The organism is Sphingomonas sp. 4RDLI-65 (genome assembly GCF_049472435.1).
GTDB lineage: Bacteria > Pseudomonadota > Alphaproteobacteria > Sphingomonadales > Sphingomonadaceae > Sphingomonas.
In genome coordinates this window covers 52,520-74,881 of record NZ_JBCEBT010000003.1, presented here as the reverse complement: position 1 = coordinate 74,881, position 22,362 = coordinate 52,520, and the positions used below count along the sequence as shown (strand labels likewise).

Below are 22,362 nucleotides of genomic sequence, written 5' to 3'. Positions count from 1 at the left end.
ACAGCGCCGGGGCCGATCCCGTTTTAAGGATTCCCGCCATGACCTCCCCCATCCGAACCGAACGCCACGGCGACGTGCTGGTCATCGTTTCTAACAACCCGCCGGTGAACGCACTGGGCGCAGCCGTGCGCCAGGGGCTGGCGGCGGCGATCGCCGAGGGCGTTGCCGATCCGGGCGTCGCCGCGATGGTGATCCGGTGTGACGGGCGGACCTTCTTCGCAGGCGCCGACATCAAGGAATTCGGCACGCCGCCGGTGGAGCCGAGCCTGCCGCGCGTGATCGACGCCATCGAGGCGTCGGACAAGCCCGTCGTGGCGGCGATCCATGGCACGGCACTCGGCGGCGGGTGCGAGGTTGCGCTCGGCTGTCATTACCGTGTCGCGGTGCCGTCGGCGAAGATCGGGACACCCGAGGTGAAGCTCGGCCTGCTCCCCGGTGCCGGCGGCACGCAGCGCCTGCCGCGTATCGCGGGTGTGAAGCTGGCACTGGAAATGACCGCCAAGGGCGATCCGATCACTGCCGCGCGCGCGCTTGATGCAGGGCTGATCGACATGATCGTCGGCGCGGACAGCCTGGAGGCTGACGCAATCGCCTTTGCCCGCGACGTTGCTGCCAGGCGCGCCCTGCCCCGCGCGTCGCAGAAGATCGCCACCGCAGATCCCGACGCGGTCGCCGCCTTCAGGAAGGCCAACGCCCGCCGCTTCCGTGGCTTCGACGCGCCCGCCGCTACCATCGCCTGCATCGAAAAGGCGAGCGACGGATCGAACTTTGCCGAAGGGGTCGCGTTCGAACGGCAGCAATTTCTGAAGCTGATGGGAGGCACGCAGTCCGCCGCACAGCGCCACCTGTTCTTCGCCGAACGCCAGGCCGCGAAGATCGACGGCATCGCATCGAACATCGCGCTGCGCCCGATCCGTCGCGTCGGCGTGATCGGCGCGGGGACGATGGGCGGGGGCATCTCGATGAACTTCCTGTCAGCAGGCATCCCGGTAACGATCGTCGAGATGCAGCAGGATGCGCTCGATCGCGGCACTGGCGTTATCCGCAAGAACTATGAAGCGTCGGCTGCCAAGGGGCGCCTAAAGCCCGATCAGGTCGAAGCGGCGATGCACTTGCTGACCCCGACGCTCGACTTCTCCGCGCTCGCCGATTGCGACCTCGTGATCGAGGCGGTGTACGAGAACATGGACGTGAAGAAGGAGATCTTCGGCCGCCTCGATACCCTGTGCAAGCCCGGCGCGATCCTGGCGTCCAACACGTCCTATCTGGACGTCGACGAGATCGCCGCCTCCACTGGCCGCCCGCAGGACGTGGTCGGCATGCATTTCTTCTCGCCCGCCAACGTGATGAAGTTGCTCGAAGTCGTACGCGGCGACAAGACCGCGGACGACGTGCTCGCGACCGTCATGGCGCTCGCCAGGACGATCGGGAAAGTCGCCGTCGTCGCTGGCGTCACCTTCGGATTCATCGGCAATCGCATGCTTCGGCAGCGCCAGACCGAAGCCGCCAAGCTGTTGCTGGAAGGCGCGAGCCCCGAACAGATCGACAAGGTCCATACCGATTTCGGCATGCCGATGGGGCCCTTCCAGATGGCGGACCTGGCCGGCGTCGACATCGGCTGGCACCGCGATCCCACCCGCATCGAGAACATCCGCGAAGCGCTCGCCGCGGAAGGCCGCTGGGCCAGAAGACCAAGGCCGGCTTCTACGACTATGACGACACCCGCAAGGCTACGCCCAGCCCGCGCGTTGCCGCGATCATCGACGAATGGCGCGCGAAGACAGCCACGCCGCAGCGCACGATCACCGATCAGGAGATCGTCGAACGCACGCTGTATACGATGGTCAACGAAGGCGCGTTTATCCTCGAAGAGGGCAAGGCGCAGCGCGCATCGGATATCGATGTCGTCTGGATCAATGGCTATGGCTGGCCGGTCTACACCGGCGGCCCGATGTTCTGGGCGAGCACGATCGGCCATGACACGGTCGTTGCGGGGCTCGAAAAGCACGGGTTCGCGGTCGCAGGCAGTCTTAGGGCATGAGCAACGCCGGTAGGCGCTAGGACGTCGACCTACCTGTTCGCGCCGACCTTGCTGGCGACGACGACCGACGCCGCCGCTGCGCGACACTCTGCGTACGGCTGCCGCCGTTCGTCCTCGATCCGATATAGGCCAACGCGGTGGTAGCGATTACAGCCATGCGCATCGAAAGAGGTGAGCGTGACGATTGGGATCAAGGATATTGCCGCACTCGCCGATGTTTCGATGGCGACCGTGTCGCGCGTCCTGTCGGGCAAGAGCGTCCGTCCCGTGTACCGGCAGCGTGTCGAGACCGCGCTTGCGACGCTCGATTATCGCCCCAATCTCGCGGCGCGAAGGCTCCGGTCGCGCAGTGCGAGCGTCGTCGGACTGATCGTGCCCGACATCGCCAATCCGTTCTTCGTGCGGTTCGTCCAGGCGGTCGAGACCTATGCGTGGCGCGAGGGTCTGCGGGTGATCCTGTGCAACAGCGCCGAAGATCCCGAGCGCGAGACGCACCTGCTCGATCTGCTCGCGGAGGAACGCGTCTCCGGCATCCTGCTCGCTCCGACGCAAGCCGGGGGTGTCCCGACGATCTCCACCCCGCTGGTCGTCATCGATCGCGTCGAGGGGACACCGCGGGTCGACAGCGTCCGGCTCGACAACGTGGCGGCTGCACGCGCGCTCGTGGAGGCGTTGGCGGCAGCCGGAAGCACCCGCATACTCGGCCTGTTCGGCGACCATGGCAGTACGGCGGTCGAGCGTTGCCAGGGATTCACCGAAGCGCTGGATCGCCTCGGCCTGCCGGTCCACATCGCCCGCGTACCGCACGAGACCGCGCGCCGAGCCGCGGCGGTTGGCACGGCCCTGACCGAGCATCGGTGCGACGCGATCGTCGTCGGCGACAACCTGACGATGCTGGAGGTCGCCGTCGCGTTGAAGACCCGACCGCCGGTTGCGCCGGTTCGCCTTGCCGGCTTCGACGGCGCGCCGTGGTTGCGGCTGCTCGATGCCAACCCGTTGATCGTCGCGCAACCGGTCGATGCGATGGCCCATGCCGCGCTAGCGCTGCTGGTCGGCCGGATGGCGGGCGGCGACGGCGATCCGGTGCAGCGGATGTTCGACGGGACGATCGTCAGCGGAGCGTGATTTCCACGCGCCGGTTCGCGGCGCGGCCAGCGGGGTCGTCGGCACCATCCGGGGTCGCACCGGGGCGGACCGGGCGACGCTCACCCAGCGCCACCAGGGTCATCGGCACGCGCACCTTCGCCGCGGCGAGATAGTCGCGCACCGCGATCGCGCGGGCCATCGAGATACGCAGATTGGCGCGATCGCTGCCCGAGGCATCGGTATGGCCACGGATAACGATGGATGTCGCGGTCGCGGTGGTAGACGCCTGCGCCAGCCGGTCGAGCCGCGCGCGTGCGGTATCGTCGAGCGCATAACCTTCATACGCGAACGCGATCGTCACTATCGTCGGCGCCGCGGGTGCCGCCGTAACCGGTGCGGCCTCGGCCTGGATTGCCGGACGCATGATCGACTTCGCCGCGATCGCCGGTGCGGCCTGCGGCTTCGATGGGCTCGGGCTCGGGTTCGGGTTCGGGCGGTCGCAGGCCACGGCGCCCAAAGCGAGAAGCGGTGCGGCACCGTGCAGTATCCGGTTCATGCGTCTTGCTCCCCGAGTTCGAGATTGGCCTGCCGGACCGCACGCGGCGGGACGAACGACACCACCGTATCTCCCGCCACCGGTTTGGGCGGTGCGGCGTGCGTGAAGAAGCGTACCCTGCCGTTCCGACGCAGCAGCAACAACGGGGCCGCCCCATCCGGCAACGCCGCACGCGCGGCCAGATAGTCGAAGCGTTCGGTCAGGAGCGTCCGGCGAAACGTCCAGCCGCCTTGCGTGCGCTCGGTCACGTCGTCGATACCCCAGCCCGTCTCGAACAGCGCCTCGCCGCGAAGCGATCCTGCGAGCCGACGGCGATCCTCATCGGGCGAATCGCCGAGTTGATAGACCGCGTCGGGGCCGAGTTCGGATGCCAGTTCGCTGCACACCAGGGCATTATAGGCTTCGTTCTCCGTGGTCACGGCGACGAGCTGGAAATCGCCAATATGCAGTTCGTCCCCCGCCGCTTCCGACAGGATCTCACCATGGTAAAAGGCGATACCCGCCTGGCGAACCGGGCTGAGCCTGAGCCAGCTGGTATCGCTGATCGTCACGGCCACGTCGAGTTCGCGGAGCAGTCGTGCAAGCGCCAGGCTCCACGGGGTGCTGCCTACGATCAACAGGCCGCGGTCGCCGGGGCCGGTCACCTTCAGCCAGCGCGCGATCGGCTTCATGCTGAAACCATGCGCGACGATCGTCGCGACCACGACCGCGAACGACAGCGACACCAAAGTCTCGCCGTCGCGATAGCCGAGTTCGTCGAGCCGCAGTGCGAACAGCCCCGAAATCGCCACCGCGACGATACCGCGCGGCGCGATCCACGCGACGAAGATCCGCTCGCGCCACGGCACGCTGCTGAACGCGAGGCTCAGCAACACCGTGACCGGGCGAACCAAAAACAGCAGCGCCAAAAGGAAACCGACGAACCGCCATTCGAACCGGGCCAGCACGGCGAAATTGAGCGATGCCGACATCAGCACGAACACGCCCGAGATCAGCAGGACCGTCACGTTCTCCTTGAACGGCCGGATGTTGCGCAGCCCGGCCATCCGCATGTTGGCGAGCGCGACGCCCATCACCGTGACCGCGAGCAGCCCCGTCTCCTGCTGGATCAGGTTCGATCCCACGAACGTGCCGATCACCGCGACCAGCAGCATCGGTGCCTTCAGATATTCGGGGACGTGACCGCGCGGAAACGCCCAGGCGATCGCCCGCGCCACCTGAAAGCCGATCAGCCCCGCGACGATCGCCGCACCGAGCAGCGATCCTGCGATCTGCGCCATCGACACGCCCTGTGCCGAGCGGCGCAGATATTCGTAGGTCACCAACGCGCACAACGCGCCGAACGGATCGTTGACGATCGCTTCCCATTTCAGGATCGCGCGCGGTCGCGTCGCGACGCTGCTCTGGCGCAACAGCGGCAGGACGACGGTCGGCCCGGTCACCACCAGGATGCCGGCGAACAGGATCGCGACCGGCCACACCAGTCCCGCGACATAGAAGCCGGCCAGCGCACCCAGCGCCCAGCCGACCGGGATACCGATCAGCGACAATCGCCCGACCGCGCCGCGCGATCCCTCGGCATGGCGCAGTTCACGAAAGTTGAGGCTCAGTCCGCCCTCGAACAGGATCAGCGCGACCGCGATCGAGATCGCCGGCTTCAACAAAGCGCCGAAGTCGCGCTCGGGATCGACCAACCCGGTGACCGGCCCGCCAAGGATCCCCGCGGCCAGCATCAGCGCGATCGCCGGCCAGCCGGTCCGCCACGCGGTCCACTGCGCGCCGATCCCGAGCAGGCCGATCACCGCGATCGCGAAGGCGGCGTGTTCCATCGTCAGGCCGCCGCGGCGATCGTCGTATGCCCACGCGTCGGACGGAACGTCCCGCTACGCAGCGATGCTTCGATGTCCTCGAGGCTGGCTCCGGCGGTCTCCGGCACGAACAGGAACACGAACACGAACGACGCCAGGTTGACGCCGGCATAGACCCACATCGTCGAGCCCAGCCCGATCGCATGGACCAGCGACAGCGCGGTGCCGGTCACGATCAGGTTGCTCCCCCACAGCATCGCCGCATGCAGCGCGGTCGCGGGGCCACGCATCGCCAGCGGGAACATCTCCGCACCGAGCAGCCAGCCGCACACCTGGATGCCACCCGAGTTGAACAGCATGAACGCGAGCAGGAACGCGATCGTCAGCCATCCCTGCCAGCCGCCATGCGCGCCGCCCCGTGCTGCCACCGCGAACATGATGCCGAGCCCGATCAGGCTGACCACCGAGCCGGGGATCATCACCAGCATCAATCGGCGACGTCCGATCCGGTCGACGAACAGGCACCCAAGCAGCGTCATCACCGCATAGACGATCGCCACGCCCAGGCTGGCGAGCAGCGCGGATTCCTTGCCGAACCCGACACCCGACAGGAACGTCGGCGCGTAGTAGATCATCATCTCCAAGCCGCCGCACTGGGTGAAGAACGCAACGCCGAGCGCAGCGATCAGCGCGGGCCGGGCCCAGGCCTGGCGGATGCCACGCCAGCCCGCTTCGGCGGGATCGCCTTCGCGGGCGGCCTCGCGGATCTGCGATACCTCGTGGCGGATTTCGCGGCGCGTGGTGCGGACGTGGCGAAGCACGTCGATCGCCGCCTCCATGCCCATGTTTTCCGCGGCCCAGCGTGGGCTGCGCGGCATGAACGCCATCGCGACGAAGATGATCGCCGCCGGGATCGCCGCCACCGCGACCATCGTCCGCCAGCTCCAGACGTCGTGCATACCGAAGCCGACGACGCTGGCGAGCAGGATGCCGACGCCGATCGCGACGTTGAACATCGTCACCAGATTGCCGCGGCGGTGCTGTGGCGCCAGTTCCGAGATATACATCGGCACGACCTGGGTCGATCCGCCGACCGCAATCCCCAGCAGCACGCGGGCCGCGATCAGCGCGCCGACGCTCGGCGCCATCGCACATGCGACCGCCCCGACCGTGAACAATGCGCTGACCGCCATCACCGACAGTTTCCGCCCGATCCGTTCGGACAGCCAGCTCGTCGCCAGCGCGCCGATCACCGCGCCTGCCAGGATCGCCGCGGTGACGATCTCCTGCATCTGGTGGCTCAGCCCGAACTCGTCGGTGATCGACAGCAGCGCGCCGGAGATGATCCCCGTGTCATAGCCGTACAGCGCACCGCAGACCGCAGCGACGAACGCCGCGGTGCGCAGCACGCGGTCGCCATTGGCGTGCGGCTCGGGAATGCGCGGCTCATTGCGCGCGCTGAGGCTGCGTCGGGTAAAGGATGTCGCGAGGCTGGTATCTGTCAAAACGTAAGGAACTCCGTGGTGGTCGAATAGGGTTTCAGCGCGGACGCAGCGCGAAGCGACGGCGCCACGACGGCAGGCGCACCTGCTCGCGCGCCCACGTCAGCAGGCCGGCACCGATGATGACGGCGATGCCGGCAAAGGTCGGCGCATCGACATGCTGGTGAAAGACGAGATAGCTCAGCCCGACCGCCCAGATCATCTGGCTATATTGCGGCGGCGCGATCCGGCTGACCTCGACGCGTTGCGCAGCCAGCATCAACAGCGCCTGGCCGAGGATCGCCAGCAGGCCATAGCTCGCAAGCAGCAGCATCTCGTGCCCATCGGGCCAGCGAAACGCCTGTAGCCAGATCAGCAGCGCGCCGTTGATCACCAATGGCCCGACCAGCCCGGCGCCCAGCATCGAGATGCGCTTTTCGCCCGCCCCGCCGGCGCGGAACAGCACGATGACGATCGCGCTCGACAGCGCGCAGGTCAGCGCGGCGGCATGCCCGAGATGAAACGCGCGCAATCCCGGCCTGAGCACCATCAGCACGCCGACGAAGCCGATCCCTACCGCGGCCCAGCGAAACCGGCCGATCTGTTCGTGCAGGAACAGCATCGACAACAACGTCACCAGCAGCGGCATCAGAAAGATGAGCGCGAACGCCTCGGGCATCGGCAGGCGGGTAAAGGCGACCACGCTGGATATCGTGCTGATCGACGATCCGATCGCGCGCGCCAGCCATAGCGAGCGCCGGGTGGCGCTGAATACGTCGCGCATCCGATCGCCGGGTGTGCGGACGAACGGCAACGCCACCAAGCCGAGCAGCGCGCCCGTGAAGGTCAGCTGGAACGGGCTGAGCGCGCCATCGAGCAATCGTACCGATGCATCGCTGAACGCGAACGCCGCATAGGCCAGGAACGCCAGCGGCACGCCGCCGATCGCCATCAGGCGTGCGCCAGGGCTGCGGGAAAGGATGTCGGTGCTCAACGGGAATACTCTCGGGTTTGCGTGGGCAGCGTGACCACATCACGGCAGGACGATCACCGGTCCGATCCGCCCCGGACGGTCGAGGACGAGCGCCATCGCGTGCCGACGATCGAGTCCGCAAATAAGCAATAGGCGTTCAGTTACAACAGAAAACGTTTTCAGTTGTGTCGATTACCGGCGATCGCCCATGCGTTCGCCGAGCCGCACCGGCCGCTCCGGCGTCCAGCTTTGGTCGAACACGATCGTGCCCGGACGGAAGAGCATCACGATCGTCGAGCCGAGCAGGAAGCGGCCCATTTCCTCGCCCTGTTCCAGAACGATGTCGCGGTCGGCGTACCGCCATTCGGTAGGTGTACCGGTACGCATCGCATTGACGACGCCGTGCCAGGCGGTGGCCATGCTGCCGACGATGGTGGCGCCGACCAGCACCATCACGAACGCGCCGTGCTCCGCACTGTCGAACTCGCAGACGACGCGTTCATTCCGCGCGAACAGATTGGGGACGCCGCGCGCGGTGACCGGATTCACCGAAAACAGGCTGCCGGGAATGTGGATCATGCGGATCAGCCTGCCGGTGCAGGGCATATGGAGACGGTGATAGTCCCGCGGCGACAGATACAGGTTCGCAAAACTGCCATGGCGGAATTTGGCGGCCAGCACGGCGTCGCCGCCGATCAGGTCGGTCGTGGTGAACCTATGCCCCTTGGCCTGCACGATCTGGTGATCGTCGATCGCTCCGAGCTGGCTGATCGCGCCATCCACCGGGCAGACGAAGTCGGCCGTCGCCAGGGGGCGGACTCCGTCCCTCAGAGCGCGTGTGAAGAAGTCGTTGAAGCTGGCATAACTGGCGACGTCGGGGTTCGCGGCTTCGCTCATGTCGACGCCGTACCGTGCGACGAACCAGCGGATCAGTCGGGTCGTGATCGCACCGCCCTGCGCCCGGGCGATACGACCGGCGAGAAGGGTCAGCCGTCGTTTCGGCAAGGCATATTGCAGCAGGACGGTGAAGCGATCGGACATCATGCACTCTCGAATATCGGCCAGCCGATGTAACAGTCGATTGCGCCGCTACGCCAGCGTCTTACCAAGCCAGAAGGCCATTCGAGGTCAAGCCCATGCCCCGCCCGTCGCGGGTTCGCGCCAAGCGCAGGCTCGACCGCGTCTCGCGCCGATCCTGCCGGGCATCGGCGATGTGCGATCTTGCATCCAGGAGCCGCAAGGCGCAGATCGACGCCCCCACGCAGGAGCATGTCATGGCCATCAAGATCATCGCCTTCGTTACCGTCAAGCCCGGCGAGGAGGACGCGTTCACAGCGGCGGCCCGGATTTGCGTCGCGGCGTCGCGTGCAGAGCCCGGCGTGCTGCACTATGATCTGTGGCGCGAGACCGAAGGCGATCGCCGCTTCGTCTTCAACGAACTCTATGTCGATGATGCCGCGGTCCAGGCGCATATGGCGTCCGACCATTTCAAGGCGTTCGGTCTGGCCGCACGAGGCATCGCCGCTGGTCGCCCGGAAATCATGATGACCCAAGCCGTGGATGTCGCCGACTGACGCTTGGCTGAGGCTGGGGGCTGTCGTGCTAAGGAAGGCGCGACATGGACGCTGCGGACACGTTTGGCGTCCACTGTTCCGGTAGCATAGGGGCTGGTGCTCCCGGCTGGGTGTTGCCGAGCCAGCTCGCCTTGTCGTTGGAAGTGGAGACGGTCTGGCCGCAGACCGCCGGCTGCCCGAGCATTGGCACGTCACGGACACCTTTTGACGAGCTTGTCAAAGCGGCGACGTAACAGCCGTCAAGCGTCCAGATCTACGCCGTCTTGTCGCGCGACCAGCAGTGTACTAGATGGTACACATAGAGTGAGACGACGACTCCGGTTTGGCGAGAGAGTTGGCGTGCCACCATCGCAGGCGGTCCGTCCTGGACGCGCACCGGGACCGGAGGAATTGCCGCATGTCAGGCACGAACATGAAGAATGGCCGCCTTACCAAGGCTTGGCTCGCCATATTGGGGATCGTCATCCTGCTGGCGGGGCTCGTCTTCACGATCGGTGGCGCCAAGCTCGCCACGCTCGGCGGCAGTCTCTATTTCGTCGTCGCAGGCATTGCCCTGCTCGCGTCCGGCATCCTGATCGCGCGCCGCCGCCCGGCCGGAGCGCTCGTCTTCGGTGCCACGTTCCTGGTCACGATCGCCTGGGCCTTGTGGGAAGTCGGCCTCACCTATTGGCCGCTGATCTCGCGCCTGCTGGCGATGAGCGTCGGCGCGACGGTGGTCGCCGCATCCTATCCGCTGCTCCGCATCGCCAGCGGCCGCCTCCCTGCTTGGCGCCCCGCGCTCGGGGTTGCCGCCGTGCTGGCGCTCGCATCGGCCGGCGGTGCCGCGGCGATGTTCGTGCCGCATGCCACGGTCGCCTTCGTCGGCGCCGAAAGCCCGCTGATCCCGGTCGACGCGGCGCACGAACAGAAGAACTGGGAAGCGTACGGCAACACCACCGGCGGCAGCCGCTTCGTCGCGCTCGACCAGATCAACCGCGACACCGTCAAGAACCTGAAGGTCGCCTGGACCTATCACACCGGCGACGTCGCGGTCAGCGACGGCAATGGCGCCGAGGACCAGGATACGCCGCTGCAGGTCGGCGATACCGTGTTCATCTGCACGCCGCACAACAACGTCATTGCGCTCGACGCCGATACCGGCCGCGAGAAGTGGAAGACGATCGTCAACGCCCGCGCCTCGGTGTGGATGCGGTGCCGCGGGCTCGCCTATTTCGACGTCCATGCGCCGCTCCAGCAGCCGAACGTCCCCGGCGCCACGCCGGTCACCGCCGTCACCGTGCCGACCGGCGCCGTGTGCCAGCGCCGTATCCTGATGAACACGATCAATGCCGAACTGGTCGCGCTCGATGCCGACACCGGCAAGTTCTGCCCCGGCTTCGGCACCAACGGCAAGACCGATCTCAAGGCCGGACTCGGCGATGCCCCCGACCCCAAATACCAGCTGACCTCGGCGCCGACGCTCGCCGGCACGACCGTCATCGTCGGTGGTCGCGTCGCCGACAACGTCCAGACCGACATGCCGGGCGGCGTCATGCGCGGCTTCGACGTGATCACTGGCAAGCTGCGCTGGGCGTTCGACCCGGGCAACCCCGCGATCACCGGCATGCCCGCTGCCGGCAAGACCTACACCCGCTCGACCCCCAATGTCTGGGCGGCGATGTCGTACGATCCGGCGTCCAACACCGTCTTCATGCCGGTCGGCAGCGCCTCGGTCGATCTCTACGGCGTCACCCGCAGCCGGCTCGATCACACCTATGGCGCGTCGATGCTCGCGCTGGATGCGACGACCGGCCGCGAGAAGTGGCATTTCCAGGCCGTCCACAACGATCTGTGGGACTTCGACCTGCCGATGCAGCCGTCGTTCGTCGATTTCCCGGTCGACGGCCGCAAGGTGCCCGCGCTGGTGTTCGGCACCAAGGCCGGGCAGCTCTATGTGCTCGACCGCGTCACCGGCCGACCGCTGACCAAGGTCGCCAACGTCCCCGTCAAGGCCGCCAACATCCCGAACGAGCCCTATGCGCTCACCCAGCCGCTGTCGGTCGGCATGCCGCAGATCGGCGCGGGGACGCTGACCGAGGCGGACATGTGGGGCGCCACGCCGTTCGACCAGCTGCTGTGCCGCATCGCCTTCAAGGGGATGCGCTACGAAGGGCTCTATACCGCGCCCGGCACCGACAAGTCGCTCAGCTTTCCGGGTTCGCTCGGCGGCATGAACTGGGGCGGGCTGTCGACCGATCCGACCACCAACACGATCTTCGCCAACGACATGCGGCTCGGCCTGTGGGTGCAGATGTTCCCGCAGACCCACGAGAAGCAGGCCGTAGCGAGCACCGGCGGCGAGGCGACCAACACCGGCATGGGCAGCGTCCCGCTCAAGGGCACGCCCTATTCAGTGATCAAGGACCGCTTCCTGTCGGCGCTCGGCGTGCCCTGCCAGGCGCCGCCCTACGGCACGCTGACCGCGATCGACATGACGACGCGGGCGATCAAATGGCAGGTCCCGGTCGGCACGGTACGCGATACCGGGCCGATGGGCATCCGCATGGGCCTGTCGATTCCGATCGGTCTGCCGACGCTGGGCGGCACGCTGGCGACGCAGGGCGGGCTCGTGTTCATCGCCGGAACGCAGGATTATTACCTGCGCGCGTTCAACTCGGCGAACGGCAAGGAAGCGTGGAAGGCCCGCCTCCCGGTCGGCAGCCAAGGCGGACCGATGAGCTACAAGTCGCCCAGGACCGGCAAGCAATATGTCGTGATCACCGCCGGCGGCGCGCGCCAGTCGCCCGACCGCGGCGACTATGTAATCGCCTACGCGCTGTAGTGGCCGTCGGAAGAATGGGGCTGGTGACCCGCCATATCCCCCGTCACTTCCGGGGCGTTGTCCGGCTAGCCGGCAGCGGCCTGCTGATTGCGATTTCGATCGGCGGCAGCGAAGCGCAGACACGGGATGCCGCCGGGCCCAAGGGCGCGGCGGTCGCCAAGCCGCTCGACGCGCCTCACCCGCGCGATACGCTGACGGGCGACTGGGGCGGCCTGCGCACCGACCTGAAGGACGCAGGCGTCAGCGTCCGCGCCGACTACGTTTCCGAAACCTTCGGCGTGATCCGTGGCGGCCTCAGCCGCGGCACCGCTTATACACAGCAGATCCGCGCCGGGATGGACTTCGACCTTGATACTTTGGTCGGCTGGTCGGGCGCGCAGGTCCATGTCACGCTGAACGATCGGCGCGGGGTCGGCATCTCGTCCGACTATGTCGGCAATCGCCTGCCGATCCAGGAAGCCTATGGCGGCCAATATACCCGGCTCAGCGAAGTCAGCTACGAACAGAATTTCGCGGACCGAAAGCTCAATCTGCGGCTCGGCTATTTCGCGATGGGCAATGATCTCGGCGGGATGGCGCTCGGCTGCAACTTCGTGAACGCGGCGTTCTGCGCGCACCCCCTGTCGCTGTCGGGAGATAGCGGCTGGTATAACTACCCGAATGCGCGCTGGGGCGGCGCAGTCCGTTACCGCGTGCGGCCGGACATCGCGCTACGCACCGGCGTATATCAGGTGAACACCCGGCTCGGCGACGAGCACAACGCCTTCCGCCCGTTCGCCGGCGGCACCAGCGGCGTCATCCTGCCGGTCGAAGTCGAATATGATCCGGGCTCAATCGCCGGCAGCCACGTCCTGCCGGGGCATTACAAGCTTGGCGTCTATTACGACACGTCGCGCGTCGCCCGCCAGGCCGACACCGGCACGATCCGCGGTCGCCACGGCATCTACGTCCTCGCCGACCAGATGATCGTACGCGACGGCAACGGCCACCGCGGCCTGTCGATCTTCGGCCAGTTCACCGCTAATCCACGAGCCTCGGCGCAGATCACCCGCTGGTACGCCGCCGGCCTCGTCAAGACCGGGACCTTCGCCGGACGCGATGCCGACACGCTGGCGCTCGGCGTCACCCATGCTATCGTGAACCCACGCCTGCGCTACGCCGCCGTTGAAGCGACGGCTATCGAGGACAGCTACGCCTCGCTTCCGGCCGGCGAGACCGCGATCGAACTCAGCTACGGCATCCAGGCGCGCCGCTGGTTCAGCATCCGCCCCGACGTCCAGTACATCATCGACCCCGGCGCCTTCGGCTTCCGCACCACCCACAACGCGCTGGCGGTCGGCTCGCAGGTCAAAGTGCAGTTCTGACCGCCCCGCGGCTAGGCCTCATCGGCACGGCAATAGCGCGTGACCGTCTCGACCACTTGCGCGCGACGCCGTGTCGCCGCCTCCGCGCTCTGCATGTCCGCGCCGAACAGCGTCCCGAACGTGTAGCGGTTGGCCACATAGTAAAACGCGAGCGCGCTGATAGTCATGTGCAGGTCGACCGCATCTAGCCCCGCCCTGAAGCTGCCGTCCGCGACGCCGCGATCGAGCAGCCCCTGCGTCTTGGGCAGGATGAGTTCGTTGCGCGCCTCCGCGACCGATCCGACATGCGGGCCGTGCCGCATGTTCTCGTCCATCACCAGCCGCACCAGTTCGGGATGCGCGAAATGATAATCGAACGTCAGCGCGACCAGATGCTCGAGCGCCGCGATCGGCGTCATCGCGCCGAGCCCGGCATCGAGCTCGGCCGAACGAATCCCGCGATACGCCTCGGTCAGGACCGCGCGGTACAACCCGTCCTTGCTGCCGAAATGATAATAGAGCATCCGCTTCGACGTGGCGGTCGCGGCCGCGATCTCGTCGACGCGGGCGCCGGCAAAGCCCTTGTCGGCGAAATGCGCCGTCGCGACCGCGATGATGTCGAGCCGGTTTCGTTCGGTGAAAGTGTCCTGCACGCCCCGCCTTTGGCCGCCCCGCCCCTGGTTGGCAATCGCGACGAAGTGCCGAACCATGTCCGCAAGCGGCACCGATAGTCGCGTCGTATCGCAACATCATCAGCCTATAATCCGGCGCGATCGATCATCGACGCGATCTCGATCGGCAACGCGGACTCCGACTTGGGCAGGAACCGGTTAAGCACGGTCTGCACACGCTTGCGCGCTACCTGATAGGCCTTGTGGCGGATCGCGCGCGTCGCGTTGGTTCGCCATGACGGGCTCTCACCCAGCAACGCTTCCCACTTGGCCTCCTCTGCGTCCAGGATCGACAGCGCCAGGCGCAGTCCATCCCGCCGCCCGCGTGCATATTCGTCGGACATTCGCCAGCTTCTCCATCCTGTGCGTCCCGTTGGCCTTATGGATGCGCGCCGTACACATGCCCATCCTCGACGAACCGCCGGACAAGCTGGGTCTATGGCGTATCGACAGGTCGAGCGGAGGGTCATACGACCGCTTCACGGTCCGATCGCCTTCTTCCCGTCTAATGCCAGCGTCCTGCACGATGATGCGGCGGGCTGATCATGAACCAGAAGGGGAATGCCATGTCTTCGGCGATACGTGTGGGGTTGGTCGGGTACGGGTTTTCCGGCAAGACCTTCCATGCACCGCTGATCGCGGCCGTACCGGGCCTGGTACTGGCCGCGATCGCGTCGAGCGACGCCACGAAGGTCCTTGCGGATCATCCCGCCATGCTCGTCTACCCCGACCCGCAGGCGCTTATTGCGGCCGATGACATCGACCTGATCGTCGTCGCGACCCCGAACGATACGCATGCCCCGCTTGCTCGCGCGGCGATCCTGGCGGGCAAGCATGTCGTCGTCGACAAGCCCTTCACGCTCGATCTGCACGAGGCACGCGACCTGCTGGCGCTGGCTACACGGCAGGGCGTTCTGCTGTCGGTGTTCCACAACCGCCGATGGGACAGCGATTTCCTGACGATCCGCGCGGCAATCACGGAAGGCGTCGTGGGCGACGTGACCCACTTCGAATCGCATTTCGATCGCTTCCGCCCGACGGTTCGCGATCGTTGGCGGGAACGCGTCGGCGTCGGCAGCGGGGTCTGGTTCGATCTCGGGCCTCACCTGGTCGATCAGGCGCTTCAGCTCTTCGGGCTTCCCGACCGGGTCCAAGGATCGCTCGCGGTACAGCGGCCGGGTGCCCTGACCGACGACTGGGCGCACGCGATCTTAGACTATGGCGATCGCAGGGTCGTGTTGCAGGCGACGATGCTGGCGGCGGGCGGCACGCAACGGTTCACGGTGCACGGCACCGCCGGGAGCATGACGAAGCGCCTTGCCGATCGGCAAGAAGAGCAATTGCTGCGCGGCATGCGCCCCGGCGAGCCGGATTGGGGCGAAGATCCCGACCCGCTCATTATCTACCTAGGGGCCGATATCCACGAGCGGCCGGCGCTGTCGGGCGACCAGCGCGACTTCTATCGCGGCATCGCGGCAGCACTTGCAGGCGGCGCCCGAAACCCGGTCGAGCCGATCGAGGCGCTTGCCGTGATGGCTGTCGTGGACGCCGTGCGAGACGCAGCCGCGTCGGGATCCAGCGTCGCAATTGCCCTCAGCGGGGCGGAGCGAGAGGCCGCGGAAACGGCTCTCGCTGCATCAAGGACGTCCTATCCCCTGACCGATTGAAGCTTCCGTCAGTTGCCTGATGTCTGGCTCGAAGTTTCTCGATGCCCTGCCAGCATCAGCTTGCCACGCGTGTAATCCCCGCACGGTCCAGCAGCCGACGTGCCTGTTTCAGATGCGGCGCGTCGACCATCCGGCCATCGACCTGCAACGCGCCCGCGTCCGGTGCGGCAGCGAAGGCCGCGACGATGCTGCGTGCCTGCGCGATTTGATCGGCGTCAGGAGTGAAGGCGGCGTTGATCGTCGTGACCTGCGCGGGGTGGATCGCCATCATGCCGGTGAAGCCGTCGCGCGCCGCCCGCCGCGCATAGGCGTCCAGCCCGTCAAGGTCCCGGAAGGCGGGATAGACCGTCTCGATCGCCGCGACGCCGGCCGCATGCGCCGCGAACAGAGTCAGCGACCGCGCCAACTCGTACGGCGCGGTGTAGCGGCCATCGTCCTCGCGCGCGGTCGTTGCCCCGATCGCAGCGGGCAAATCCTCCGCGCCCCAGGTCAGCCCGGCGAGGCGCACACCCGATCCGGCATAGCTGCCCAACTGGAAGATCGCCGCCGGTGTCTCGGTCGCGATCGGCAGGATCGGCGCGTCGATCCCCGCCGCGGCCAGTCGCTCGGCAAGCAAGCGGACGCTGTCCGCGCCTTCCGCCTTGGGCATGACGATCGAACCGGGCGACAGGCCCGCGAGCGCGGCGAGGTCCTGCGCAAACAGGTCGGTGTCGATCGGGTTCACCCGCACGAACACCCCGACGTCACCGCGGTCACCGCGCGCGTCACGCAAATGCGCCGCGATCGCCGCTCGCGCGGCATCCTTGGCCGACGCCGCGACCGAATCCTCGAGATCGAGGATAATGGCGTCCGCGCCGCTGGCCCCGGCCTTGGCGAAGCGCTCGGGACGGTCGCCCGGCACGAACAGCAGCGAGCGCAGCCTCATGCCGCCGCCTTCTTCAACAGCGCGCTGCGCAGGCACCGGCACACGATCTCGTCGCGCTGGTTGAGCAAGCGGTGCGCGAACGTGACGATCCCGGCATCGGGCCGCGACCGGCTTTCCTTCAGCTCGTGCACCTCGGTCTCGGCGCGCAACGTGTCGCCGATGAACACCGGCTTGGGCATCACCAGCTTGTCGTAGCCGAGGTTGGCGACCAGCGTGCCGAGCGTGGTGTCGCCGACCGACAGCCCGACCATCAGCGCGAACGTGAAGGTGCCGTTGACGAGGATCTGACCGAACTCGCTGGCTTTTGCCGCCTCCGCGTCAAGATGCAGCGGCTGCGGATTGTGGGTCATGACCGTGAAGAGAAGATTGTCCGTCTCGGTCACGGTGCGGCGGATATCGTGGACGATCGTGTCGCCGACCGTCCAGTCGTCATAGAAGCGCCCGGCCATCAGCTTTCCTCCTTGTCGATACGCACCAGCATCGTGCCCTCGGGCACCTGCGCGCCCTCGCTGACCTTCAGTTCGGCGACGACGCCGTCGAATGGCGCCAGCAGCGCCTGTTCCATCTTCATCGCTTCGAGCACCAGCAGCCGCTCGCCCTTCGTCACCGCCTGTCCGGTGGCGACCAGCACGGCGATCACGCGGCCCGGCATCGGCGACAGGATCGCGCCGTCGCCCTCGCCCGCCCCGCCGATATGGTCGGCACGGCGTGGGCCGAACGGCCATGCCTCGCCATCGAGGAACAGCACGCCATCGGCGACGACCGCGCCGTTCGCCGTCGCGTCGGTGACGAGATACGGCTTGCCCGCGACCTCCACTTCGATCCGCGGCGACGGATCGGCGTTGGCGCGAAAACCGCGCAATGTCTTCCATGGATCGCCCGTTGCGACCGGCAGGATCGCCGCCGCCGCCGCCGCGAGCACCGTGGGCGAAGGCTCGGCCGGCGGGATCAACTGCTCGGCATGCCGCTCGATGAACCCGGTATCGACCCGTCCCGCGACGAAATCGGGATGCGCCGCCGAACGCGCGAGGAAGGCGGCGTTGGTCCTGACCGGCCAGACCTCCGTGCCACGCGCCGCCGCCGCCAGCTTGGCCGCTGCCTCGCCCCGCGTCGCACCGTGGACGATCAGCTTGGCGATCATCGGATCATAATAGGGCGTAACCTCGCCGCCTTCCTCGACACCGCTGTCGATACGGACACCGGCGGGGAAACGCAGCCGGTCGAGCGGCCCGGTCGACGGCAGGAACCCCGTGCTCGGGTTCTCGGCATAGAGCCGCGCTTCCATCGCCCAGCCGGTGATCGACAGCTCGTCCTGCCGCTTCGGCAATAGCTCTCCGCTCGCGACGCGCAGCTGCCACTCGACCAGGTCCTGCCCGGTGATCGCCTCGGTCACCGGGTGCTCGACCTGGAGCCGGGTGTTCATCTCCATGAACCAGATCCGGTCGGCGTGCAGGCCGTCCGATCCGTCGGCGATGAACTCGATCGTTCCCGCGCCGACATAGTCGACCGCACGCGCCGCCTTCACCGCCGCCTCGCACACCGCCGCACGCGTCGCATCGTCCATGCCGGGTGCGGGCGCTTCCTCGATCACCTTCTGGTGGCGGCGTTGCAGCGAACAGTCGCGCTCGAACAGATGGACCGCCTGCCCGTGCATGTCGCCGAACACCTGCACCTCGATATGGCGCGGCGAGAGGATGTATTTCTCGATCAGCACCTGCGTGTTGCCGAACGACGCCGCGGCCTCGCGCTTGCAGCTCTCCAGCATCTCGGCGAAGTCGGTCGCGGCATCGACCTTGCGCATGCCCTTGCCACCGCCGCCCGCCACCGCCTTGATGAGCACCGGATAGCCGATCGCGTCGGCCTCCGCCTGCAATCGCTCGGGCGACTGGTCCGCGCCGAGATAGCCCGGCGTCACCGGTACACCCGCGGCGATCATCCGCTCCTTGGCGGCATCCTTCAGCCCCATCGCGCGGATCGCCGCGGGCGGCGCGCCGACCCAGACGAGACCGGCGGCGATCACGCTCTCGGCGAACTCAGCATTTTCCGACAGGAAGCCGTAGCCGGGGTGGATCGCTTCCGCGCCGGTCGCGCGTGCCGCCTCCAGCAGGCGGTCCTGCCGCAGATAGCTGTCGGTCGCCGCCGCGGCGCCGATGCACACCGCCTCGTCGGCCTCGCGGACGAACGGCATGCCAGCGTCGACGTCGGAATGCACCGCGATCGTACGGATGCCGAGCCGCCGCGCGGTGCGGATGATGCGGCGGGCGATCTCGCCACGATTGGCGATGAGAAGACTCTGGATCATGCTTAGCTCTCCAGTCGCAGGGCGACGGCGTCGGTGCCACGTTCGGCGACCGCGTCCATGATGACGGTGACGATACGGTCGAACCGCGCGCCGATCGTCGCGCGTGCCGCTGCGGCGTTGACGATGTGCAGGCGGATCGGCGGCGCGACGACTGCTACGAGCAGGTCGAACAGTGCGTCGAGACTGCCGCCATACCACTCAACGCCCGATGCCTCGCGGATCAACGCATGGAAGGCGGCTTCGTCGGCGATCGAGGCACCGTCGATGGTCAGGTCCATGCCCATCACATCCGGAACAGGCCGAACTGCGCGCGCTCGGGGATCGGCGCGTTCAGCGTGGCGGAGAGAGCTAGGCCGAGCACGTCGCGGGTCTGCGCCGGGTCGATGACGCCGTCGTCCCACAGCCGCGCAGTGGCGTAATAGGGATTGCCCTCGTCCTCGTATTTCTGGCGAACGGGAGCCTTGAACGCCTCGGCGTCCTCTGGCGTCCATTTCTCGGCGTCGCGGTGGACGGTCGCCAGCACGCTCGCCGCCTGCTCGCCGCCCATCACCGAGATCCGCGCATTGGGCCAAGTGAACAGGAAGCGCGGGGCAAACGCACGCCCGCACATCCCGTAATTGCCCGCGCCGAAGCTGCCGCCGATCAGCACGGTGATCTTGGGCACGCTCGCGGTGGCGACGGCCGTGACCAGCTTCGCGCCGTTCTTGGCGATGCCCTCCGCCTCGTATTTGCCGCCGACCATGAAGCCAGAGATGTTCTGCAGGAACAGCAACGGCACGCGGCGCTGGCAGGCGAGTTCGATGAAATGCGCGCCCTTGAGCGCGGACTCGGAAAACAAAACGCCGTTATTGGCGAGAATCGCGACCGGCATGCCCCATATCCGCGCGAAACCGCACACCAGGGTGGTGCCGTACAGCGCCTTGAACTCGTGAAACTCCGATCCGTCGACGATCCGCGCGATCACCTCATGCACGTCATAGGGCGCACGCACGTCGCTCGGGATGATGCCATACAGCTCCTCGGACGCGAGCTTCGGCGGGCGCGGCGCGGTGATCTCGATATCGACCGACTTGGGCCGGTTGAGCGTCGCGACGATATCGCGGACGATCAGCAGCGCGTGCTCGTCATTCTCGGCGACATGGTCGACCACGCCGGACTTGCGGCCATGCGTGTCCGCGCCGCCCAGTTCCTCGGCCGAGATGACCTCGCCGGTCGCCGCCTTCACCAGCGGGGGGCCGGCGAGGAAGATCGTGCCTTGCCCGCGGACGATCACGCTCTCGTCCGACATGGCCGGCACATAGGCGCCGCCAGCCGTGCAACTGCCCATCACGCAGGCGATCTGGGGAATGCCTTCCGCCGACATCTGCGCCTGGTTGAAGAAGATCCGCCCGAAGTGATCGCGATCGGGAAACACCTCCGCCTGATGCGGCAGGTTCGCGCCCCCGCTGTCGACCAGATAGATGCACGGCAAGCGGTTCTGCTGCGCGATCTCCTGCGCGCGCAAATGCTTCTTCACGGTCACAGGGTAATAGGCGCCGCCCTTCACCGTGGCGTCGTTCGCGACGATCATGCACTCGCGTCCCGACACGCGGCCGATCCCGGCGATCATCCCCGCACCGGGCGCGCCGTCGTCGTACATGCCGTTCGATGCCAGCGCACCGACCTCCAGGAACGGCGATCCCGGGTCGAGCAGGCGTTCAACCCGGTCGCGTGGCAGCAGCTTCCCGCGCGACACATGCCGCGCACGATGCTGTTCGGATCCACCGAGCGCGGTCTTCGCGATGGTCGCGCGCAACGTCTCCGCCAGCGTCCGGTTATGCGCGGCGTTGGCTTGGAACGCCTCGGACGTCGCATCGACCTGTGTCGTGAGCGTCGGCATTACTGGGCCTTTGGCGCGTCGTGGCCGATCAGTTCGCGCCCGATCAGCATCCGCCGCACCTCGTTGGTGCCCGCGCCGATATCGAGCAGCTTGGCGTCGCGCCAGTAGCGCTCGACCGGCCAGTCCTTGGTATAGCCCGCCCCGCCCAGCGCCTGGATCGCCTCGTTCGCAACCTTCACCGCATTCTCCGACGCCAGCAGGATGCACCCCGCCGCATCGAACCGCGTCGTCTGGCCCGCGTCGCACGCCTTGGCGACCGCATAGACATACGCACGCGAAGAATTGAGTGCGACGTACATGTCCGCGATCTTAGCCTGCATCAGCTGGAACTCGCCGATCGGCCGCCCGAACTGCTTGCGCTCGCGGACATAGGGCAGCACGACGTCGAGACACGCCTGCATGATCCCGAGCTGGATGCCCGACAGCACGACGCGCTCGTAGTCGAGTCCCGACATCAGCACACCAACGCCGCCGTTCAGCGGCCCCATCACCTGCTCGTCCGCCACGAAGCAATCGTCGAACACGAGCTCCGCGGTCGGCGATCCGCGCATCCCGACCTTGTCGATCTTCTGTCCGATCGAGAAGCCAGCGAAATCCTTCTCGATCAGGAACGCGGTGATGCCCTTCGATCCCGCGTCGGGGATCGTCTTGGCGTACACGACCAGCGTGTCGGCATAGGTCGCGTTGGTGATCCAGAACTTGGTGCCGTTCAGCCGGTACCCGCCGTCGACCTTGTCGGCGCGCAACTTCATCGACACGACGTCCGACCCCGCGCCCGCTTCCGACATGGCAAGGCTACCGACATGCTCGCCCGAGATCAGCTTGGGCAGGTATTTCGCCTTCTGCTCAGGCGTCCCCCAGCGGCGGATCTGGTTGACGCACAAATTGGAATGCGCGCCGTAGCTGAGACCGATTGACGCGGACGACCGGCTGATCTCCTCGCATGCGATCAGATGCTCGAGATAGCCGAGGCCAAGCCCGCCATCCGCCTCTTCGACGGTGATCCCGTGCAGGCCTAGCGCCCCCATCTCCGGCCAGAGCTCACGCGGAAAGCTGTCCTCGGCATCGACGCGCGCCGCGATCGGCTCGATCCGGTCGAGCGCAAATCGGCGTGTCGTATCGCGGATCATGTCCGCCATCTCGCCCAGCGCGAAATTCAGCTCAGCCATCACACTCTCCTATTATCGTTTGCGCCTTTTCTAGACCGCTTGGCAACGACCGCAAAATTGAAAGAA

18 protein-coding genes and 1 pseudogene are annotated in these 22,362 nt (G+C 67.0%); 6 read left to right on the top strand and 13 right to left on the bottom strand.

The window, feature by feature from the left end:
* The first annotated feature begins 38 nt into the window (after window positions 1–38).
* Together VH567_RS08730 and VH567_RS08725 are read left to right on the top strand one after the other, a co-directional pair.
* Window positions 39–2,041, top strand: a pseudogene (locus VH567_RS08730) (3-hydroxyacyl-CoA dehydrogenase NAD-binding domain-containing protein).
* Window positions 2,042–2,218: 177 nt separating this feature from the next.
* A complete protein-coding gene (locus tag VH567_RS08725; RefSeq protein ID WP_423325148.1) occupies window positions 2,219–3,166 on the top strand; it encodes a LacI family DNA-binding transcriptional regulator in 948 nt (315 codons plus the stop codon).
* Here the strand turns inward: VH567_RS08725 and VH567_RS08720 are convergent.
* The 5 genes from VH567_RS08720 to asd form a co-directional block, all read right to left on the bottom strand.
* The gene (locus tag VH567_RS08720; RefSeq protein WP_423325146.1) at window positions 3,153–3,683 is read right to left on the bottom strand and encodes an OmpA family protein; all 531 of its coding nucleotides are present in this window, start codon (window positions 3,681–3,683) and stop codon (window positions 3,153–3,155) included. The two genes, VH567_RS08725 and VH567_RS08720, sit on opposite strands and share 14 nt — an antisense overlap.
* Window positions 3,680–5,512, bottom strand: a complete 1,833-nt coding sequence (locus tag VH567_RS08715; protein WP_423325144.1) for a cation:proton antiporter — start codon at window positions 5,510–5,512, stop codon at window positions 3,680–3,682. Before VH567_RS08715 ends, VH567_RS08720 begins: the two co-directional genes overlap by 4 nt.
* Window positions 5,513–5,514: 2 nt before the next feature.
* Window positions 5,515–6,996 (bottom strand): sugar porter family MFS transporter, encoded by a 1,482-nt coding sequence (locus VH567_RS08710; RefSeq protein ID WP_423325142.1) that lies wholly within the window; start codon window positions 6,994–6,996, stop codon window positions 5,515–5,517.
* A gap of 34 nt (window positions 6,997–7,030) precedes the next feature.
* Window positions 7,031–7,966, bottom strand: a complete 936-nt coding sequence (locus tag VH567_RS08705) for a DMT family transporter (RefSeq protein WP_423325140.1) — start codon at window positions 7,964–7,966, stop codon at window positions 7,031–7,033.
* A 171-nt stretch (window positions 7,967–8,137) separates the two neighbouring features.
* Window positions 8,138–8,989, bottom strand: coding sequence for an archaetidylserine decarboxylase (gene asd, locus VH567_RS08700; RefSeq protein ID WP_423325138.1), 852 nt, complete (start codon window positions 8,987–8,989; stop codon window positions 8,138–8,140).
* A gap of 230 nt (window positions 8,990–9,219) precedes the next feature.
* On the opposite strand from asd, the gene VH567_RS08695 reads away from it, so the two are divergent.
* From VH567_RS08695 to VH567_RS08685, 3 genes are all read left to right on the top strand, one after another.
* Window positions 9,220–9,519 (top strand): putative quinol monooxygenase, encoded by a 300-nt coding sequence (locus VH567_RS08695; protein ID WP_423325136.1) that lies wholly within the window; start codon window positions 9,220–9,222, stop codon window positions 9,517–9,519.
* Window positions 9,520–9,916: 397 nt separating this feature from the next.
* The gene (locus VH567_RS08690; RefSeq protein ID WP_423325134.1) at window positions 9,917–12,340 is read left to right on the top strand and encodes a membrane-bound PQQ-dependent dehydrogenase, glucose/quinate/shikimate family; all 2,424 of its coding nucleotides are present in this window, start codon (window positions 9,917–9,919) and stop codon (window positions 12,338–12,340) included.
* Between the two features lie 23 nt (window positions 12,341–12,363).
* Window positions 12,364–13,704 carry a carbohydrate porin gene (locus tag VH567_RS08685; RefSeq protein WP_423325132.1) on the top strand — a complete coding sequence of 447 codons (1,341 nt, stop codon included), beginning with the start codon at window positions 12,364–12,366 and terminating at the stop codon, window positions 13,702–13,704.
* Between the two features lie 11 nt (window positions 13,705–13,715).
* Here VH567_RS08685 and VH567_RS08680 read toward each other — a convergent pair whose 3' ends face one another.
* Together VH567_RS08680 and VH567_RS08675 are read right to left on the bottom strand one after the other, a co-directional pair.
* Window positions 13,716–14,336 (bottom strand): TetR/AcrR family transcriptional regulator, encoded by a 621-nt coding sequence (locus VH567_RS08680; RefSeq protein ID WP_423325130.1) that lies wholly within the window; start codon window positions 14,334–14,336, stop codon window positions 13,716–13,718.
* Between the two features lie 104 nt (window positions 14,337–14,440).
* Window positions 14,441–14,698: a hypothetical protein gene (locus VH567_RS08675; RefSeq protein WP_423325128.1), complete on the bottom strand. Its 258-nt coding sequence runs from the start codon at window positions 14,696–14,698 to the stop codon at window positions 14,441–14,443.
* Window positions 14,699–14,899: 201 nt separating this feature from the next.
* Between VH567_RS08675 and VH567_RS08670 the strand changes: the two genes are divergently transcribed.
* On the top strand, window positions 14,900–16,021 hold the full coding sequence (locus VH567_RS08670; protein WP_423325126.1) for an oxidoreductase: 1,122 nt from the start codon (window positions 14,900–14,902) through the stop codon (window positions 16,019–16,021).
* 55 nt (window positions 16,022–16,076) lie between these two features.
* Here VH567_RS08670 and VH567_RS08665 read toward each other — a convergent pair whose 3' ends face one another.
* From VH567_RS08665 to VH567_RS08640, 6 genes are read right to left on the bottom strand one after another with little or no spacing between them, the layout of a single operon-like run.
* Window positions 16,077–16,946 (bottom strand): HpcH/HpaI aldolase/citrate lyase family protein, encoded by an 870-nt coding sequence (locus VH567_RS08665; RefSeq protein WP_423325124.1) that lies wholly within the window; start codon window positions 16,944–16,946, stop codon window positions 16,077–16,079.
* Complete coding sequence (locus VH567_RS08660; RefSeq protein WP_423325122.1) at window positions 16,943–17,395, bottom strand: MaoC family dehydratase; 453 nt, start codon at window positions 17,393–17,395, stop codon at window positions 16,943–16,945. Before VH567_RS08660 ends, VH567_RS08665 begins: the two co-directional genes overlap by 4 nt.
* Entirely contained in the window at window positions 17,395–19,248 is a 1,854-nt protein-coding gene (locus VH567_RS08655; RefSeq protein WP_423325120.1) for an acetyl/propionyl/methylcrotonyl-CoA carboxylase subunit alpha, read from the bottom strand. Before VH567_RS08655 ends, VH567_RS08660 begins: the two co-directional genes overlap by 1 nt.
* A 2-nt stretch (window positions 19,249–19,250) precedes the next feature.
* On the bottom strand, window positions 19,251–19,526 hold the full coding sequence (locus VH567_RS08650) for a barstar family protein (RefSeq protein WP_423325118.1): 276 nt from the start codon (window positions 19,524–19,526) through the stop codon (window positions 19,251–19,253).
* Window positions 19,527–19,531: 5 nt separating this feature from the next.
* Window positions 19,532–21,127 (bottom strand): carboxyl transferase domain-containing protein, encoded by a 1,596-nt coding sequence (locus tag VH567_RS08645; RefSeq protein ID WP_423325116.1) that lies wholly within the window; start codon window positions 21,125–21,127, stop codon window positions 19,532–19,534.
* Window positions 21,127–22,296, bottom strand: coding sequence for an isovaleryl-CoA dehydrogenase (locus tag VH567_RS08640; RefSeq protein WP_423325114.1), 1,170 nt, complete (start codon window positions 22,294–22,296; stop codon window positions 21,127–21,129). The genes VH567_RS08645 and VH567_RS08640 overlap by 1 nt, the downstream gene beginning before the upstream one ends.
* Between the last annotated feature and the right edge of the window lie 66 nt (window positions 22,297–22,362).

Bases quoted from the DNA above. Each gene is read 5' to 3' on its own strand.
- VH567_RS08720 (WP_423325146.1), bottom strand. From the start codon at position 3,683: ATGAACCGGATACTGCACGGTGCCGCACCGCTTCTCGCTTTGGGCGCC.
- VH567_RS08715 (WP_423325144.1), bottom strand. From the start codon at position 5,512: ATGGAACACGCCGCCTTCGCGATCGCGGTGATCGGCCTGCTCGGGATC.
- asd (WP_423325138.1), bottom strand. From the start codon at position 8,989: ATGATGTCCGATCGCTTCACCGTCCTGCTGCAATATGCCTTGCCGAAA.
- VH567_RS08695 (WP_423325136.1), top strand. From the start codon at position 9,220: ATGGCCATCAAGATCATCGCCTTCGTTACCGTCAAGCCCGGCGAGGAG.
- VH567_RS08690 (WP_423325134.1), top strand. From the start codon at position 9,917: ATGTCAGGCACGAACATGAAGAATGGCCGCCTTACCAAGGCTTGGCTC.
- VH567_RS08675 (WP_423325128.1), bottom strand. From the start codon at position 14,698: ATGTCCGACGAATATGCACGCGGGCGGCGGGATGGACTGCGCCTGGCG.
- VH567_RS08670 (WP_423325126.1), top strand. From the start codon at position 14,900: ATGAACCAGAAGGGGAATGCCATGTCTTCGGCGATACGTGTGGGGTTG.
- VH567_RS08665 (WP_423325124.1), bottom strand. From the start codon at position 16,946: ATGAGGCTGCGCTCGCTGCTGTTCGTGCCGGGCGACCGTCCCGAGCGC.
- VH567_RS08660 (WP_423325122.1), bottom strand. From the start codon at position 17,395: ATGGCCGGGCGCTTCTATGACGACTGGACGGTCGGCGACACGATCGTC.
- VH567_RS08655 (WP_423325120.1), bottom strand. From the start codon at position 19,248: ATGATCCAGAGTCTTCTCATCGCCAATCGTGGCGAGATCGCCCGCCGC.
- VH567_RS08650 (WP_423325118.1), bottom strand. From the start codon at position 19,526: ATGGACCTGACCATCGACGGTGCCTCGATCGCCGACGAAGCCGCCTTC.
- VH567_RS08645 (WP_423325116.1), bottom strand. From the start codon at position 21,127: ATGCCGACGCTCACGACACAGGTCGATGCGACGTCCGAGGCGTTCCAA.
- VH567_RS08640 (WP_423325114.1), bottom strand. From the start codon at position 22,296: ATGGCTGAGCTGAATTTCGCGCTGGGCGAGATGGCGGACATGATCCGC.